Annotated in this window: 7 protein-coding genes; 3 read left to right on the plus strand and 4 right to left on the minus strand. The window is 66.1% G+C overall.

All coding sequences use genetic code 11. From position 1 onward, the window contains the following. Positions 1 to 16: 16 nt before the first annotated feature. Genes recC through recD form a run of 3 tightly spaced genes read left to right on the plus strand, consistent with a single transcriptional unit; the run spans position 17 to position 8,594 of the window. The gene (recC, locus tag ACFULT_RS21705; protein ID WP_378482433.1) at positions 17 to 3,292 is read left to right on the plus strand and encodes an exodeoxyribonuclease V subunit gamma; all 3,276 of its coding nucleotides are present in this window, start codon (positions 17 to 19) and stop codon (positions 3,290 to 3,292) included. Continuing rightward, positions 3,289 to 6,699, plus strand: a complete 3,411-nt coding sequence (locus tag ACFULT_RS21710) for a UvrD-helicase domain-containing protein (protein WP_378482434.1) — start codon at positions 3,289 to 3,291, stop codon at positions 6,697 to 6,699. The genes recC and ACFULT_RS21710 overlap by 4 nt, the downstream gene beginning before the upstream one ends. Beyond that, positions 6,696 to 8,594: an exodeoxyribonuclease V subunit alpha gene (recD, locus tag ACFULT_RS21715; protein ID WP_378482435.1), complete on the plus strand. Its 1,899-nt coding sequence runs from the start codon at positions 6,696 to 6,698 to the stop codon at positions 8,592 to 8,594. Before ACFULT_RS21710 ends, recD begins: the two co-directional genes overlap by 4 nt. Here the strand turns inward: recD and ACFULT_RS21720 are convergent. The 4 genes from ACFULT_RS21720 to ACFULT_RS21735 form a co-directional block, all read right to left on the minus strand. Beyond that, complete coding sequence (locus ACFULT_RS21720; RefSeq protein ID WP_378482436.1) at positions 8,556 to 9,431, minus strand: hypothetical protein; 876 nt, start codon at positions 9,429 to 9,431, stop codon at positions 8,556 to 8,558. The genes recD and ACFULT_RS21720 overlap by 39 nt on opposite strands. Before the next feature lie 101 nt (positions 9,432 to 9,532). Continuing rightward, positions 9,533 to 10,588, minus strand: coding sequence for a hypothetical protein (locus ACFULT_RS21725; RefSeq protein ID WP_378482437.1), 1,056 nt, complete (start codon positions 10,586 to 10,588; stop codon positions 9,533 to 9,535). Positions 10,589 to 10,641: 53 nt separating this feature from the next. After that, entirely contained in the window at positions 10,642 to 12,429 is a 1,788-nt protein-coding gene (locus ACFULT_RS21730) for a sulfite reductase subunit alpha (protein ID WP_037105337.1), read from the minus strand. Between the two features lie 20 nt (positions 12,430 to 12,449). Further along, positions 12,450 to 17,918, minus strand: coding sequence for a glutamate synthase-related protein (locus ACFULT_RS21735; RefSeq protein WP_378482438.1), 5,469 nt, complete (start codon positions 17,916 to 17,918; stop codon positions 12,450 to 12,452). Positions 17,919 to 18,005 lie beyond the last annotated feature (87 nt).

An 18,005-nucleotide genomic window follows, 5' to 3' on the forward strand; every position in this document is an offset into this window, starting at 1 on the left:
GCGACGAGCAAAGGGAGTGACGTTGACGCTGCTGATCCATCGTGCGACACGCACGAGTGTTCTCGCGTCCGCTCTGGCCGATGTTCTGGCCACACCGTTGTCGGATCCGTTCGCGGCCGAGGTCGTCTCCGTCCCCGCACGTGGTGTCGAGCGGTGGTTGACGCAGCGGCTGTCGGTCTGCCTCGGTGGTGACAGGGGCGACGGCGTTGCCGCCAACATCGAGTTCCCCTCTCCGGCAAAGCTTGTCGACGAATCCCTGGCAGACGCTGCGGGCTTCGACCCGGTGGACGACGCGTGGTCGACGGATCGAGTTCTCTGGGCAACCCTCGCGGTCCTCGACGAGTCGATGGACCAGCCGTGGTGCGCGGTGGTGGCGCACCACCTCGGGCACGGTGCCGACGACCATCGCGCCGGACGTCGGTGGTCCACGGCGGCTCATCTGGCGGGTCTGTTTCGCACCTACGGGGCGGACCGGCCGCTCATGCTCGTCGACTGGCAGCGCGGCGTCGACAGTGACGGACTCGGCGGCGACCTGCCGGAGGATCTGCGTTGGCAAGCCGAGCTGTGGCGCGCGGTCCGTGAACGTATCGGCATGCCGAGTCCGGCGGAACGGCTCTCGGAAAGCTGTGACGTCGTGCGGAGGCGGCCTGATCTTCTCCGGCTTCCGGACCGATTGTCGATCTTCGGAGCTACTCGTCTGACGACGGATCAACTGCAGGTGGTCGCAGCCATTTCCGAGCATCGAGACGTGCACTTCTGGCTTCCGCATCCCAGCCGTGCGCTGTGGGACGAGAGGGCGCGGTCGAATTCCATCGTCAAGCGTGCGGACGACCGATCGATCCTGACGATCGATCACCCGCTGCTCGCCAGCCTGTCCCGGGACGTCCGAGAGCTCCAGTCGAGACTCCTTGCTCTGGACGCCAGGATCGTCGATCGCGCCGAGGAAGAATCCTTCGAAGTACCCACTCTGCTCGGACGTGTCCAAGCCGATATCGAAGCTGCACGCGCGCCGGTGCATTCGGCGACACCCGACGGAACCATCGCCGTGCACGCGTGCCATGGCGCGGCTCGGCAGGTGGAGGTCCTCCGCGAGGTGTTGCTCCACGCCTTCGAAGAGGATCCGACTCTCGAACCGCGCGACGTGGTGGTGATGTGTCCGGACGTCGAGACCTACGCACCGTTGATCAGAGCGACGTTCGGACTGGGTTCGCTGGATCACCCCGGGCACTCGCTCAGGGTGCGCCTCGCCGACCGCAGTCTCCGTCAGACCAACCCGATGTTGTCCGTCGTGGCGACGGTGCTCGATCTCGCCGTCGGGCGGATCACCGCGAGCGAAGTTCTCGACTTGCTTGCCGCCGAACCCGTTCGGCGGCAGTTCTCGCTCACCGACGACGACTTGGAAAGGCTGCGTGAGTGGACGCAGGTGGCGGGCGCCCGGTGGGGCCTGAACTCGCGGCAGCGACGCGATGTCGGTTTGGACGACTTCACCGACAACACCTTCTTCGCCGCCGTCGATCGACTGCTTCTGGGAGTATCGGCCGACGAAACCGCGCACCACTGGCTCGGACGCGCACTGCCCGTCGACGACGTCGACGGCAGCGACATCGATCTGACCGGGCGTCTGGCGGAATTCATCGACCGGCTCGCCAGCGTCGTACGCGACATGCAGGGAACCTCGACCACGTCCGAGTGGCGTCGTGCCCTGGTTCGAGCACTCGACCTCCTCGCCGACGTTGTACCGGCCGACGCGTGGCAGCGCGCGCAGGCACTGCGCGAGATCGCGGCCGCCACACGTCACGGCGATGCGGCTCCGCTCCGGCTCGCCGACGTCCGGGCCATGCTCGCCCGAGCGCTCGCAGGCCGCCCGTCGCGAACGAATTTCAGGACGGGCGAGCTGACGGTGTGCACCATGGTTCCGATGCGTTCGGTTCCGCATCGGGTGGTAGTACTTCTCGGCCTCGACGACGAAGTGTTCCCCCGCACGGGCGGCATGGACGGGGACGACGTGCTCGCCAGGGATCCAGCACCTGGTGAACGGGACGTCCGCAGCGAGGACCGTCAGTTGCTGCTCGACGCGGTGATGTCCGCCGGGCAGAAATTGTTGCTGTTCTACACGGGGGCGGACCCGGTGAACGGATCCACCAAACCTCCGGCGATACCGCTGAGCGAGCTGCTCGATGTCGTGCGCACCACCGCAGGCTCCGATGTGGTCCGCCGACATCCGTTGCAGCCGTTCGATGCGCGAAACTTCGACGCCGAGGATCCGTTCAGCTTCGACTCGGTGTCGTTGAAGGGTGCGCTCGCCGCCCAGAAGGACAGCGTCCCCGCCGACGAGTTCCTGCCGAGTCGCCTGCCGGCCCGCACGCCGACCGATGTCGCGCTCGCTGACCTGGTGTCGTTCTTCGAGAACCCGATTGCGGGTTTCCTGAAGCAACGTCTCGGTGTGCGGATTCCGGAGACCGACGACGACATCGCCGACTCGCTCGACATCACCCTCGACGGCCTGCAGCGGTGGGAAGTCGGGGACCGGATGTTGAACGAGATGCTCTCCGGTATCGAGCTGGACGACTTTCGTGCGGCGGAGATGCGTCGTGGAACGTTGCCGCCCTTCGAATTCGGAGCCCGGTCCCTGAGGGACATCGTCACCGGCGTCGACACTCTCTACGAGGCCTCGCGAGAGATACACCTCGCTCCTCCCCGCGTGGTGGACATCTCGGTGGACCTCGGCGGTGGGCGCAGGCTCACCGGGACGGTCACCGGAATTCACGGTGACGTCATTGCGCGCACGTCGTACTCCAAGCTCGCTCCCAAGCACCGGATCGCCGCGTGGATCAGACTTCTGGCCGTCGCGGCGCAGGACGGTTCGCGTCCCTGGCTGGCCGTGACGACAGGCCGCGGGATGGGATATCACCCGATGCGATCGACGATGAACGCGCCGACCGACGCGCTCGCGGTGCTGGCGGAGTTGGTTGCGCTGCGCGACACAGGCCTCGACGCACCACTGCCGATCGGGCCCATCGCGTCTTCGGTCTACGCGGAGAGGAGAACGGCGGGACTGCCCGCCGAGGACGCCTGGAAGGACGCGAGCGACAAATGGTCCGACAGGTTCGGTGACCACACCGACCGCAGTATCGCGTACGTACTGGGCCCCTCCGCGCCCCTCGCGGCTCTGACCCGAGGTCACTGGAACGAGTTCCCCTCCGGAGCAGGTGCCGAGAAAACGGTGTTCGAATCGCTCGCCGGGGTGGTCTGGCGCCCACTGCTGGCGAACGAGGAGGTACGGCGACCATGACGGACTTCGATCTCTACGGTCCGCTTCCCACGGGCACCACGGTGCTGGAAGCCAGTGCGGGCACCGGAAAGACGTACGCCATAGTCGGATTGGCCACGCGCTACGTCGCCGAGGGCCTGTGTAACATCTCGCAACTGCTGCTCGTCACGTTCTCCCGAGCCGCCACGCGGGAACTGCGTGATCGAACCCGCGCGCGGTTCGCCTCGGTGGCAGCACAACTCGCGTTGCCCGGTCCGCACGACGACGGCCTGGTGGCCTTTCTGGCCGACACCACCGACGAGGAAGTTCTGGCGAGACGGCAGCGTCTGCTGCAGGCACTGTCCGAGTTCGACTCCGGCACCATTGCGACGACGCACAGCTTCTGCCAGCGGATGCTCGACAGTCTGGGCATCGCGGGGGAGAACGAGCCGGACGCCGTGCTGGTGGAGAACGTCGAGGACCTGACGATGGAGGTTGTCGACGACACTTTCCTTCGTCGCTACGCCAAGGTCGCGGACCGGGATCCACCGATGACGCTCGGGGAGGCCCGCGAGCTCGCTCGAAAGGCCATATCCGACAGGCAATCTGTCCTGGGTCCTGAAACCGACATCGATCCTGCCGTCGGCCATCGAGTGTCGTTCGCCGACGAGGTGCGCACGGAGGTCGGCCGACGTAAGCGGATCGCGGGCATCCGAGACTTCGACGATCTGCTGGAGCTACTGCACGGGGTCCTGGCGGATCCGAAGCTCGGTGAATACGCCTGCGCACGTGTCCGCGAACAGTTTCAGGTCGTCCTCGTGGACGAATTCCAGGACACCGACCCGTGGCAGTGGGGAATCCTGGCCCGCGCCTTCCACGGAAACTCGACGCTGCTTCTCGTCGGAGACCCGAAACAAGCGATCTACGCGTTCCGCGGCGCCGAGGTGTTCAGTTACCTGGACGCGGTGTCCGTTGCCGATCACCGGCTCGAGCTGACCACCAATTGGCGAAGCGACGCGGGCCTGCTCGCGGCATTGGAACACGTGTACGGCGGCGCTGCACTGGGCCATGAAGGCATCGTCGCTCACCGCGTCGGCGCCACGCACGAGTACTCCAGGCTCAGCCATGGCGAGCCGCTTCAGGTGAGATACCTCCCACGTACGGGTGCGGGGCCGTTGAACCGGTCCGGATTCCCTGCCGTCGACAGAGTGCGAGGCATCGTCGCCGCCGATCTTGCCGCGGACATCGCCGAGTTGATCGCCGGCGGCACCACGATTCGACTGAACGGCGTGGAACGGCAGATCGAACCAGGGGACATCGCGGTACTCGTTCGATACAACGCGCAAGTTCCGCTCGTCCGTGACGCTCTCGATCGGGTAGGCGTTCCGTCGGTGTTGACCGGGGGATCCTCGGTGTTCGAAACGGCTGCGGCAACGCAGTGGCTGTGGCTGCTTCAAGCGATGGAACAACCTCACCGAGCCGATCGCGTCCGGATCGCTGCGCTCACACCGCTGCTGGGTCGTACAGCAGAGCAACTCGACGCCGGTGGCGACGACATCGTCGCCGGACTGAGCAGCAGCCTGCGGGAATACGGAAACCTGTTCGGTCGAGCGGGATTCGCGGCCATGTTCGAGAAGCTGAGCGGAGACACGGCATTGGAGGCGCGCCTCCTGGCACTCGATTCGGGGGAGCGCGCGCTGACCGACATTCGCCACGTCGCGCAGCTGTTGAACAAGGCGGCCGTCGAAGACCTGCTCGGCGCAACCGAACTCGTCAGGTGGTTGACCGAGCGCATCAGCCATCCGCATGCGGTGAACACCGGCGAACGCAGCCGCCGACTGGACAGCGAGGCTGCGGCAGTGCAGATCGCAACGATCCACGCGACCAAGGGACTGGAGTTTCCGGTCGTGTACTTGCCGTTCGCGTGGCACGCGACGTCCCCGCAGAAACCCGCGACGCTCGTCTACCACGACGACGAACACCGACGAGTCCTCGACGTCGGTGGTGGGCGCGGTCAGGGGTGGGGTGCGAGAAAGACTTTGTCCGACAAGGAACAGGCAGGCGAGGAGCTACGCCTGTTGTACGTGGCGCTCACGAGAGCCCAGTGCCGAGTCGTCCTGTGGTGGGCACCTGCGATCACGACGGCGGGGTCGCCCCTGCACCGAGTGCTGTTCGGCCGGATGCCGGGAACGGCAGAACTGGAGCCGAGACCGAAGGTGCTCGACGACGCTGCTGCCGCGAACCGGCTCGAATCGTGGGCAGGCGCTGCGAATGGAACGGTCTCCGTCGCACCGGCCGTGCGCCGAGATTCACGAGCGCCGGTCGACTCGGCGCCGCGTCGGAAGCAGGTGCTCGACGCTGCGGTGTTCGGTCGCTCGCTCGACATGCTCTGGCGCCGGACGTCGTACTCCGCCATGACTGCAGCGGCCCACGACGGGCCGGGAGTGCGCAGCGAGCCCGAGCAACCGGGGATCGAAGACGAACCCGACGAGCCTGCATCAGGTCCCGTAGTGGTACCCGACGACGACATGCATGGCATCCCGTCCCCGATGAACGGTTTGCCCGCCGGAGCGGCGTTCGGAACCCTGGTGCACGAGATTCTCGAGCATCTGGACACGTCCGCCGACGACGTGGAGGCCGAGCTGCTGAGCCGATGCACCGACGCGATCGAGGAGAACGTCGCGGACATCGAGCCGCAGGCGCTGGCCGACGCGTTGCTGCCGGTGCTGCGCACACCCCTGGGGTTCGGAACCCTGGAGGACATCGCACCGCCGGATCACTTGGCGGAGCTGAACTTCGAACTGCCTCTCGCGGGCGGTGACAACCCGACCGCGCAGGTCGTGACCATCCGGGGCATCGCTCGGCTCCTTCGCAGCCATCTGCCCGCGGACGACGTCCTGGCCTCGTATGCAGACCGTCTCGATGCCCTCGAATCACCGCCGCTGCGAGGGTATCTGACCGGAAGCATCGACTCGGTCCTGCGTGTTCACGAAGCAGACCGGACGCGCTACGTCGTCGTCGACTACAAGACAAACAGAATCACCAGTGGAGACCTCACCGTCGAACACTTCACCCGCGAGCGTATGGCCCAGGAGATGATGCGCTCGCACTACCCGCTGCAGGCATTGCTGTATGCCGTTGCCCTGCACAGGTATTTGCGCTGGCGCCAACCGAATTACGATCCCCACACCCATCTCGGCGGTGTGCAGTATCTTTTCGTGCGCGGCATGGCAGGCCCGCAGACACCGGCCGGTTGCGGAGTCTTCGACTGGTACCCGCCACCGGCACTGGTCACCGACGTGTCCGATCTTCTCGCGGGACACGATTCGAGATCCGGTCGACCACAGGCGGAGCGACCAGGCCGGGCAGGAGCGGAGCCGGCGGAGCGACCAGGCCGGGCAGGAGCGGAGCCGGCGGAGCGACCAGGCCGAACAGGAGGTTCGTTGTGACCGATGCGTCGTTGGTGAAGCGAGCGGACGGGCTGTTGAAGACGTTCAACGAGGTCGGCGTTCTGGCTCCGGCCGATGTCCACGTTGCCCTCCGGCTCGGTGCGCTCGGCGGAGAATCGGATCCGAATGTTCTGTTCGCCGCTGCTCTTGCGGTCCGGGCTGTGCGGTCAGGGTCGGTGTGCCTGGATCTGCGGAGGCTGAGGGACGTGACCGTCGACGAGGAGTCCGACGTCGACCTCGATTCGTTACCGTGGCCGGAACTCGGGGATGTGTTGACGGCCTTGCGTGCCAGTCCGTTGGTGACGGGAGGGGATCGCGGACCTCTCGTCCCACTGCGTCTCGTCGACACCGACGACGGCGAACTGCTGTACCTGGATCGGTATCACCTGCAGGAGCGCACGATTCGGACAGTTCTGGAGACCCGCGAATCGTCGACGCCCGATGTGGACGTCGACGAGGTGAGGTCGCTGCTGCACGAGCTGTTCCTCGACGAGCGCGGGCAGCCGACGATGGCCCCGGATCGGCAGCGGATCGCGGCGGCTCTTGCTGCCACACAGTGGACGACGGTCATCGCGGGCGGCCCCGGCACGGGCAAGACGCACACAGTTGCCCGGGTGCTGGCGATGTTCTCCCGACAGTTCGGTCCGGGGATTCGGATCGGCCTCGCCGCTCCCACAGGCAAAGCAGCGGCCCGGCTCCAGGAATCGGTGACCGAACAGTCTGCAGCCCTCGGTCTTCCGCCGGGTATCACTGCCATGACGGTGCACCGATTACTCGGGTGGCAGCGGGGGAGCAAGAGCCGGTTCCGTCACAACGCGACCAATCGCCTGCCGTACGACGTCATCGTCGTCGACGAGACGTCGATGGTGTCGCTGACCATGATGTGCAGGCTGCTCGAAGCCGTTCGTCCGGAGACCCGGCTCGTGCTCGTCGGTGACCCGGATCAGCTGACGTCCGTCGACGCCGGTGCCGTCCTCGCGGACCTGGTGGCGCGTCCGATCCGAGGCATCGCCGCTGCCGACGGCGGACATTCGGACGGACGGCACGCCTCGCCGCTGACCGCATTGATCGAGGACGATCTCGACGCCGTCAGCGATCCGCACGAGGCCGCGTTGTCGGCGAAGGAACGGGCCCGTCTGGCAGGCGGGGTCGTGCGGTTGAGCCGAGGCCGACGGTTCGGCGGTGCCATCGCGGAACTCGCCGTCGCTGTTCGCGACGGTCGAGCGGACGACGCGATTGCGTTGCTGAAGGACAGGCCGAACGAGCTCTCCTTTCATTCACCAGCGGAGTTGGACGAACTCCAGGCGGATGTTCTGTCCACCGCCGCGTCGGTGACGGACGCAGCCCGCGCCGGTGACGCATCCACGGCATTGGCGGAGCTGGAATCGCACCGACTTCTGTGCGCACACCGTCAGGGCCCGTACGGGGTGCAGGCGTGGGCGCGCCGAGCAATGGATTGGGTGGGCGAGTCGTCCGGCAGCTTTCTCGATCCGTCGCGCTGGTACCCGGGCCAGCCGTTGCTGGTCACCGCGAACGACCACGACGCACGCATCTACAACGGCGACACGGGAGTGGTGATAGACGCCGGAGACGGCGCGTTGATGGCCGCGTTCCAGCGGGGTAGCACGCCACTGTTGGTGCATCCGAACGTTCTGTCGTCGGTGCAGACGGTGTACGCGATGACCATTCACCGCAGCCAGGGCAGCCAGTACGACACCGTGTCCGTGCTGTTGCCCGCGGAAGCCTCGTCGCTGCTGACTCGTGAATTGCTGTACACGGCCATCACGCGAGCACGGAAACATGTGCGGATCATCGGTACCGAGGACGCATTGCGCGCCGGCGTGGAACGTCAGGTTCTACGAGCCAGCGGACTTCGCCGGACGATCGTCGAGTGACGACGCGGAGCCGAGGTGGCGACGCAGACTGACTGCGGTGTCCGACCACGACCGCGCCTGCTGTTCCCAGACGCGAGCACGGGCCGGCGTACCCCGGCGACGGAGCTCGAACGCCCGAGCGGTTGCCCGGTCGGCGTGCACGCTCGCTGTGGCAGCCAGTTCGTCCAACCGGTCGACGCCGCAGAGGGATGCCACCGTCACGCTGTCCAACGGACCTCCGGCGAGCTCGCAGAACGTGTGCAGTGACCGAAGCCCCTCCGGCAGTTCGGTGGATGCGTGCAGTTCCGCAGATGCTGCTGCGACGGGTTGCGGCTCGTGAGCGAGCGCTACCGGTCCACCGCCGCCGTCGGCCAGCCCGACCGTCCAAGCGCTGAGGAACGATGGATGAGGCACGTTCCACACTTCGCGGAACGTGGCGACAGCCACCGTGGCCAGCAGATCCGCCTCTTCCCGCGGTCCGTCCACGGTGAAGTCCATCACCGTGCCGTCGATCATGGGTTTTCCGGCCTCCGACCAGCCGAGACCGTGCAGGCGCCGATCGGCGGCCATCATGTCGACATCGCCGGGGTAGAGGTAGGACGGCAACGACGCGACGCCGACGATGACGTCGCCGTCGATCGCCACGAGGTCCACATAGGGCCGCTGGCCCCGCTGTCCATGGGATGCCTGGGCCGAGGTGATGGTGACGTAGCTTCCCGTGGGCATCGCCGCGACATGAGCGGTCAGGTTCTTCTCGAACCGCTGCCACGCACCCGCGACCCCGGCATCGAAGACACCGGCATCGAAGACACCGGCATCGAACGGACCGTGCTCGATACCACCCTGCTCGGTAGACACATGCGCTCCTTCGTCGAACCGGATTCTCGAAGTTTCACCCGGCTGTAACCGCCGCCCTCGAAAGATATCGGCTGGGTCCGACAAAGTCGGTGAGGCACGAGTCAGAGGGAGTGAACGATCTCCTCCCACACGCCTGCCACCACGGAGTCCGTCGCGCCGGTCTGGGTGAACAGCACGGGACAGTGGCCGCGTCGGTCGTAGAGCTCGATGGAGGCTGTCGGGCCACGTACGCCGGAGGTGACGGTGGCCCAGCATTCGCGGACGTGGGTCAGGTCCACCATCATCCGGCACAGTCCGGACGCAAGTGTGAGGTTGCCGCCGGTCATGCGTGCGGCGATGAGGTGATCGTGGTGGATCTGCATGCATCCCGCGCCCGCGGTGACCATGGTCATGGGAAGTTCGAGGTAGGCGAGGTGCTCGAGCGCGCCCGCGATTGCCGTCGGATCGATCTGGCGTATGCCGAGCGAGGCCAACGCCGGAAGCGCAGCCTGCCGCGCCATGCCGCCGTCGGCGAGGATCGAGTCGAACTGCTGAATCTGGTCGGCGCCCTCCCACTCGGCGAGAGCGTCCGCGTCGGAGACGGGGGTGCGGGGGCGTGGCACCACCGTGTACGACGGCCGTGTGTGCACCGATCTCAGTGCTTCGAACGCCAACCTGTCCGATCGGGGCGTCAGATAGCTTGCGTGCGCCGCGGACCCGGTGGTGTCGAACATCCTCAAGGTCGGAGGGAGGTACTGATCGGGGTCGGTGGCTACCGCGGCGTGGAGGCGAGACATGTTCATCCGCAGCGAGATTCGGTTTTTCGCAGTTCGGATCGGTCCGCCGATCTCGGTGGGGACGTCGTAATGACCGACGTCGTTCATCACTGCCGGCCCGGAGACCGTGATGGCCACGGTCTCGTCGAGCAGGGGCAGGAACTCGGCGACTCCTGCGGCGCCGCCGCCGATCTGCTCACCCGAGAAGTCCGGCTTGGTCAGCAGTGCTTCCAGATCGCTGATCGCGGCCGAGTCGCCTGCGTCGGTGGGTGCCCCAGCCGCGCAACGGCATTCACTGTGGCGGCCGCAGGGTCTGCGTGAGCCGCTGGGCAGAGCCGGCGGGCCGGGGGTGGATGTGGGATCGTCGGACCGATCCCCATCCGAACTGGATGGAGCGGACATGGTGATACTCCTGAGGAAGTACTGCTGTGACGATTTTCTCGGCCCGCGACGGGTCAGTACACGTCGCGCAGGTAGCGCTTGGCGCGCTTGAGCTCGGACACGTAGTCCTCGGCCTGATCCGCGGAGCGGCCGCCGTGCTCGGCAATGACGTCGTGCAGCGCGGCATCGACGTCCTTGGCCATACGAGTGGCGTCACCGCACACGTAGAAGTGACCGCCCTCCTCCAGCCACGCGTACAGCTCCTTGCCGTTCTCTCGCATGCGGTTCTGCACGTAGACCTTCTCGGTCTGATCGCGCGAGAAAGCCAGGTCGAGACGGGACAACACGCCGTCACGAGACAGCGCGTTCAATTCGTCCTCGTAGATGAAGTCAGACGCGCGGTGCTGATCACCGAAGAAGAGCCAATTGCGGCCCGATGCGTTGCGCGCGCGCCGTTCGTGAAGGAACGCACGGAACGGAGCGATACCGGTACCGGGTCCGACCATGATGACCGGCGCGTCGTCGTCCGACGGCAGCCGGAACGATTTGTTCGCGGAGAGAAACACCCCCGCGCCGTCGCCCTCTCCGACACGGTCCGCGAGGAACGTCGAGCACACACCGCCGCGGTCACGTTCTGCGGAGCGATACCGAACGCTGGCGACCGTCAGGTGGACGGTGCCTTCGTGGGCCAGCGGCGACGACGAGATCGAGTAGACACGATGCTGCAACGGGCGGAGCAGTTCGAGAAGCTCGGCGGGCTCGATCGTCAGCGCCGGATCGAGCGCGAGCACATCGAGGACGTCTTTACCCCAGGTCCAGGCGTCGAGAGACTCGCGGTCACCCGTCTGGAGGACGTGCTGGAGTTCGTCGTCGCCCGATCGTTCGGCGACGGCCTCGATGAGGTCCATCGACGGCACGCCGATCTCGTAGGAATGCGTCAAGAGTTCGTCGAGACGCTGCTCGGAGCCCTTGACCGTGACCGTCGTGTCCGGGTCGACGCTGAGCCGCCCGATCAGTGCGTCGACGAGTTCCGGGTGGTTGACCGGCTTGACGCCCAGTCCGTCGCCTGCCTCGTACGTCAGGCCGCTGTCGCCCAGCGAGAACGCGTAGTGACGGACTTCCTTCGACGACTGCGGCCCGGAGAGAACGCGATTGGCGAGGACGGTGGCGCGGTACGGGTTCTTCCGGTTCCACGGTGACCGCTTGGAGGCACTTTTCGCGGGCTTCGCTGCAGGTGCTTCGGGCTGTGCAGATGCAGGAGCCGCGCCGCCGTCGACCGATGCGATGGAGGGGACTGCGCCGGCCAGCCATGCTGCGGCCGCGTCCTCGTATTCGACGTCGCAATCCAGACGGTCGGCCGTCCGGGTCGCCCCGAGTGCTTCCAGTCGTGAGTCGATGTCTCGTCCCGCCTTACAGTATCCGTCGTAGCTCGTGTCGCCCAGTGCGAGGACCGCGAAGTACAGTCCTTCCAGTCTAGGTGCACTGTCGGCGGCAACAGCATCCCAGAATAGCTGGGCGTTGTCCGGCATCTCGCCTTCGCCGTATGTAGATGTCACAACGATCAGGCGACGCATGGCCGCCAACGCGTTCATGTCCACAGCGTCCAGTGACGCGACATGAGGGTCGAGCCCGTGCTGTCGGGCCAGGTCGGCGGCGTCCTGAGCGAGCGCTTCGGCGTTTCCGGTCTGGCTGCCGTACAGAATCTGGAGCGGGACCGCAGCGGCTACCGAGGCAGTGTCCGGCTGCACGGCGGAACCGGTGGGCATCGCCAGTCGTGAGTGGAGTCCCGCCAGGAAACCGGACAACCAGGCACGCTGATCTCCGGTGAACGGCGCGTCCTCGGGAATGTAGGGAATGAGCACTGAACTTTCCGTCTCTCTCGTCAGGACACCAGGTCGGGGACGGAACGCACGGCGAACAATTCGTCGAAGTTCGGTAGCGATCCGAGCTTGGCGCGGTTCTTGGCGTCCTGGTAGATGATCCAGCCGTAGGTGGCCGGGCTGTCGGAACCGCGCACGTTTCTCGCGGTCAGGGCCTGCTTGTAGTCGTCGACGCGCTTGTGACCGACGAGGGCAGCCAACTGCTCGTCCTCGTACCCACCCAGCACGTCTTTCGCGTACGCGGTCAGCCGGTGAACGAGCGCGAAGTCCTCGGTCAGCACGAGGTTTCGTGCTGCCTTGTGCACGGCCGGGTCGTCGATCGCGCTGGAACCGGGCACTCGGGTGAGCGCGACCTCGTGCGCGTAGTGCATCACCGTGTACTGGTTCAGCAGCGCGTACACGGCGTCGGTGTCGGTTTCGCCGTATCCCGGCACCGATCCGCCGAGCACCGGAGTGCCTTCTCGCAGGCTGAGCTTGTAGGACCGGACCTGCTGGGTTGCCAGCGAGCCCGCGAGCTCGTCGAGAAGCTCCTTCCGGGTTTTCGCGGCAAGGATCGCGTCGCTGTCCTGGTAGAGCAGCAGCGCCCGCGGCATCGCGTAGACGAAGCGATGCTGCTCCACCTCCCAGTTCTGCAGCAACCGTGTCGCGGAGGCCGACCCGGTGGCCTCGACGTGCCACTCGAGCAGCATCCGAACCGCGACATTGTGAATGGCTGCCTGCTCGTCGTCCGCCGTGATGGATCCGAGAATCACCGAGTCGGCACTCGCACGGAGAGGCAACAGACGGTTCGGGTCGTACTGGTAGAAGAATCCACCGCTCATGCCGTTGCAGACACCCTTGCCGAACCCGCCGAGATTCAGAACGGCGCCGCCGGTCATGTATTCCGCGGCGAAGTCGCCCACGCCTTCGACGACGGCGGTGGCTCCGGAGTTCCGCACGCCGAAGCGGTCGCCCGATTCACCTTCGACGAATGCGCGTCCACCGGTCGCGCCGAAGAGCGCAAAATTGCCGATGAGAACGTTGCCGCCCGCTTCGGGCGATCCGCCGCCGGGCGAGCGGACGATCACCGTGCCGCCGTTCATGGACTTGCCGACCCCGTCGTTGCAGGTGCCGGTGTGATCCATGACGACGCCGTCGTTGCAGAAGGCGGCGAACGAGAGGCCTGCCGCGCCGTAGGTGGACACCAGGGCCGTGCCCGGTGCCAGGTATCGCCGGCCGCGGTCGTCGACGAGCACCGACGGCATGGCGTCGGTCACCGACGTCGGGAGTTCGTGGTTGAGGAGGCGTTCGATGTCGATCGACAGTTGCCCGCCGACGCTCTTGTTCAGGTTGCCCAGATGCGTTCGGCCGCCGGGCGCGACAGTGCGTGCGTGGTCGTCGATCAGGGCGGTGCGGACTTCGGCCATCAGCATGTCGTCGATGCCGTATTCGCGTTCGAGATAGACGGGATCGGTGACGACGGATTCGGGAACCACGGTCAGCATCGAGTGCAGGTCCAGCGCGCCCACCGTTGCCGCGTGGTCGACGAGGTGTAGAAGATCGGTTCGGCCGCGGGCGTGCCGCAACGACGGCATCCCCAGCTCGGCGAGCAACTCCCGGACTTCGTGTGCGATGTTGAGCAGGTACTGCGCCATCGATCGAGGGTCGCCGTCGAACACCTCGGGGTTGGTCGTCAAACCCGCTGGGCACTTGACGTTGCAGTTCTTCGCCATGACGCAGCCCATCATCATCAGCGCAGTGGTGCCGAACTCGAAGCTGTCGCCGCCGAGCAACGCCGAGGTGACGACGTCACGACCGGTCTGGTGGGCTCCCGAGCATCGGAGGATCACTTTCTGGCGAAGTCCGTTGGCGCACAGAGCCTGGTGCACTTCCGCGAGGCCGATCTCCGCGGCGCGTCCGGCGTACTTCAGGCTCGTGACGGACGCCGCCCCGGTTCCGCCGGTGTTGCCGGCGATGTTGATGACGTCCGCGCCCGCTTTCGCCACGCCGACGGCGATGGTGCCGATCCCCTCGGACGAGACGAGCTTCACGATCACCCGTACGCGCGCGGCCTTGCAGTCGTGGATCAACTGCGCGAGGTCCTCGATCGAATACGTGTCGTGATGCGGTGGGGGAGAGACAAGCTCGACGCCGGGTGTGCCGCTGCGGGCGGCGGCGATGTCGACGGTGACCTTGGGGGCAGGTAGCTGCCCGCCCTCACCGGGTTTGGCGCCCTGACCGATCTTGATCTCGATTTCCTCGAGCATCGGATCGGCCAGATAGCCGGCCCAGATGCCGAAGCGTCCCGACGCGAATTGTTTGATGCGAGAGGCGCGGACGGTCCCGTAGCGCGACAGATGCTCTCCGCCTTCGCCGCTGTTGGACATCGCGCCGACCATGTTGGTTCCGTGCGCGACGGCTTCGTGTGCGTTGGCGTTGAGGGCCCCGTGACTCATCGCGCCCGACGCGAGCAGCGGTGTGATCGCACTTGCCTTCTGCACCTCGGACAGGGGGATCGACACAGGCGCCGCACCCAGTTTTCCGAGGAACAGCGACGCCCGGCCGTGGGAGGTCACGATCACGGTGTCCTGCTCGATACGACTCGTGGCCTCGTCTCCGAAGAGGAGACCGAGAGCATCACCGAGCAGCTGCACACGCGCTGGGTCGGTACGCGCTGGGTCGGCATGCAGAGTCAGTGCGAACTCGGACTCCGACACGGCGTCGACCTGCAGGCCGCGGACGAGAATGCCCGTGTTGCCCTCGATGTCGAAGCGGCCGAGCTCGAGCGCGAACTCCTGCGCCGACGAGCATTCCGACACGTCGGCCGGCGTGGCCAACACGTCGCGCAGTGCTGCAGGTCGACGTGAGCGCTCGTCGTGCATCGAGGTGACGAACGACCGGTAGTCGCCCGTCACCTCGAACGCGTCGATCTGTTCGTCGGTCAACCGGTCGAAACTCGTCGACGAGTACGCCTCGGCGCCGAGACCGAACGCGTCACCCAGCCTGGTGATGGTCAGCAGCCGCAGTGCATCGGTCTGCGCCGCATCGGCTTCGGTACCAGCGAAGGCGATCTTCTCCTTGGTCATGTCTACGAATCCACGAACCGACGTGGCCCCGAACGAATGGCCTGCGCCGTCGGCGCGTTCTTTGAACAACCCCAGGTTCGGCAGGTCACTCTCGCTCGCCGCGCTACGGGCGTGGGCATGCCAGTGCGCGACACCCGCGGCGATCGCGCGGAACCCGACGCCGCCCACCGGAGACTTCATGTTCGGGAACCACTGCGACAAAACGGGATCCGATGTGTCGAGAAAGTTCGGTTCGAAGAACTCACCGCCGATGTAGCTCTCCACGGTGCACAGGCCGACGCGTCCCATCGTCTTCATCAAGGACTTCTCGGCGGCCTTCACGAACTTGGCGAACGCCACGTCCGGGTCGGTGCCGAACTTGTCCTCGGCTCGCAACCGCACCGTCAGCGGATGAACCGCAGCAGCGCCGAACCCCAGTACGAGTGCGACGTGGTGAGAGGAGGAGATCTGGCCGCTCTCCACCACCAGCGACACCCGCAATCGGACGCCCGCAGCGATCAACCGTTCGTTGACGAACGCCACAACGGCAATTGCCGGGAGCGCAGCGTTGTCCCGGGTGATGTCTCTGTCGCTGAGCACGGCGATACCGCCGCCACGGGCGAACCGAACGACCGAGTCGGCCAGCGAGTTCACGGCCTCCACGAGCGCGCGTTCGTTGGCCTCGCTGTCGGTGTCGATCGACCGGTACGTCATGTCGAACCATGCGACCGGGGTATGCGACTGTTCGGTGATCCGGTGCAGATCCGCGTGCGACAGCAGGGGACTGGGCACGACGACCTGGCGGGAAACAGGGCCACCGACATTGGGTTTCGGGCCCAGCGACACCCGAAGCGTCATTCCGTCGGCCTCGCGAATGCTGTCGAGCGGAGGGTTGGTCACCTGCGCGAAGCGCTGCGAGAAGTACTTCGCCATGCCGCCTTCGCGGTCGGTGAGAGCATTGATCGCGTTGCCGTATCCCATCGCCGAGACGCGTTCGACGCCGCTCGCCAGCATCGGATCCATCAGGAACTTGAAGCTCTCCTGATCCAGCGAATACGCGACGTAACGCTGATGACGTTCCAAATCGCCCGCATAGGCGTCGGCGACGGAGTCGGTGGTCTCCAGGTCGTCGAGGCCGACGCGCGCGGCCGCGAGCAGAGCGGTGTAATCGCGTTCGGCAGCGAGCTTTTCGAAGGCTTCGCGGGTGTAGTAGGTGTGTTTGTCGCGGTGATCGAAGTAGATCATTCCGCCGGCTTCGACGCGACCACGATGCGTGATGGTCTCGGGTGGGAACCGAACCTGCCCGGCCTCGGAGAAGGCACACAGGTAGTCGTTCGTTTCCACCGTCCGGAGGGGACGAAGCCCCAGGCGGTCCAGACGTGCACCGATCACCGTGCCGTCGCCGAACACCACAGCGGCCGGCCCGTCGTTCTTCTCCTCGTACAGCGAGAAGTACTCGAACATCGCTCGGACCCGAGGCGAGAGCGTGTAGTCGTTCTCCCACGCCGGAGGCATCATCGACACGACGGCCGTGACCAGTTCCACGTTGTCCTCGACGACGCGGGCCTGCACGGTCTGGTCCAGGCGGCAACTGTCGGACTGGCCGGGCGGGCGCACGATGGCGCGACGCTTGGCGCTTGCCACTGCTGCTTCCGCGAGGCGATTCTTCTTGTCGGTGTTCAGCTCTCCGTTGTGCGCCATGAACCGGAACGGCTGCGCCATGGTCGGATGTGGATCGGTGTTGGTGGAGAAGCGGGTGTGGAAGAAGATCGTGTGGACCGAATGCTCCGGGTCGACGAGGTCGCAGAAGTATGGAACGACCTCGTCGGAGTTCAGCCGACCTTTCAGCACCTGCGTCCTCGCGCTGAGCGACAACGGATACAGCCCGGCCAGGGCGGGGGTGGTGTACGCGATCGATTCGATGTGCAGCAGTGCCTCGTGAATCAGCCGATCGATGGCTGCGGGTTCGGGCCGGGGACGTGGTACTTCCCAGATCCACTGGCGAACGGGGCGTTGATATTTCACGGCCGCGGGACGAATGGCGTCGTTGTTCACCGGAACATCGCGGACAGTGAGTGGGGTGAATCCGCGATCGATCATGGCGCGGTGGATCAGTTCGACCGCTCGTGCATGCTGGGACTCGTCGTCAGGGAGAAAGAAGTTGCCTACTGCGAATCGGCCGAGTTCGAGAGTCCGCCGGTCGGTGACGCGTCGAAAGAAGTCGACGGACAGGTCGAGAGACACACCGCCACCGTCGCCGACGCCTTCGGCGGACATGCCGCCTCGGTGCGGCACCGAGCACAGCGCTTCCCGAGCCTTGATCAGCACATCGTGGGACTGAACGCCGTCCTTGCGCGTGATGAAGCCGACCCCGCAGCTGTCGGAATCCAGCGACGGATCGTACAGACCGACGGACTTCTCGTGCATCTATCGACCCTCTCCCTGTCCGGGCGCAGGCGGGCGAAGAGTCGGATCCGCCGTGCGCAGAATCGACGGCGCGACGCCGTCAGGGCA

Origin of the sequence: Rhodococcus sp. NPDC057297, from assembly GCF_042667435.1 — a bacterium.
Lineage (GTDB): Bacteria > Actinomycetota > Actinomycetes > Mycobacteriales > Mycobacteriaceae > Rhodococcoides.

Bases quoted from the DNA above. Each gene is read 5' to 3' on its own strand.
- ACFULT_RS21710 (WP_378482434.1), top strand. From the start codon at position 3,289: ATGACGGACTTCGATCTCTACGGTCCGCTTCCCACGGGCACCACGGTG.
- ACFULT_RS21725 (WP_378482437.1), bottom strand. From the start codon at position 10,588: ATGTCCGCTCCATCCAGTTCGGATGGGGATCGGTCCGACGATCCCACA.
- ACFULT_RS21735 (WP_378482438.1), bottom strand. From the start codon at position 17,918: ATGCACGAGAAGTCCGTCGGTCTGTACGATCCGTCGCTGGATTCCGAC.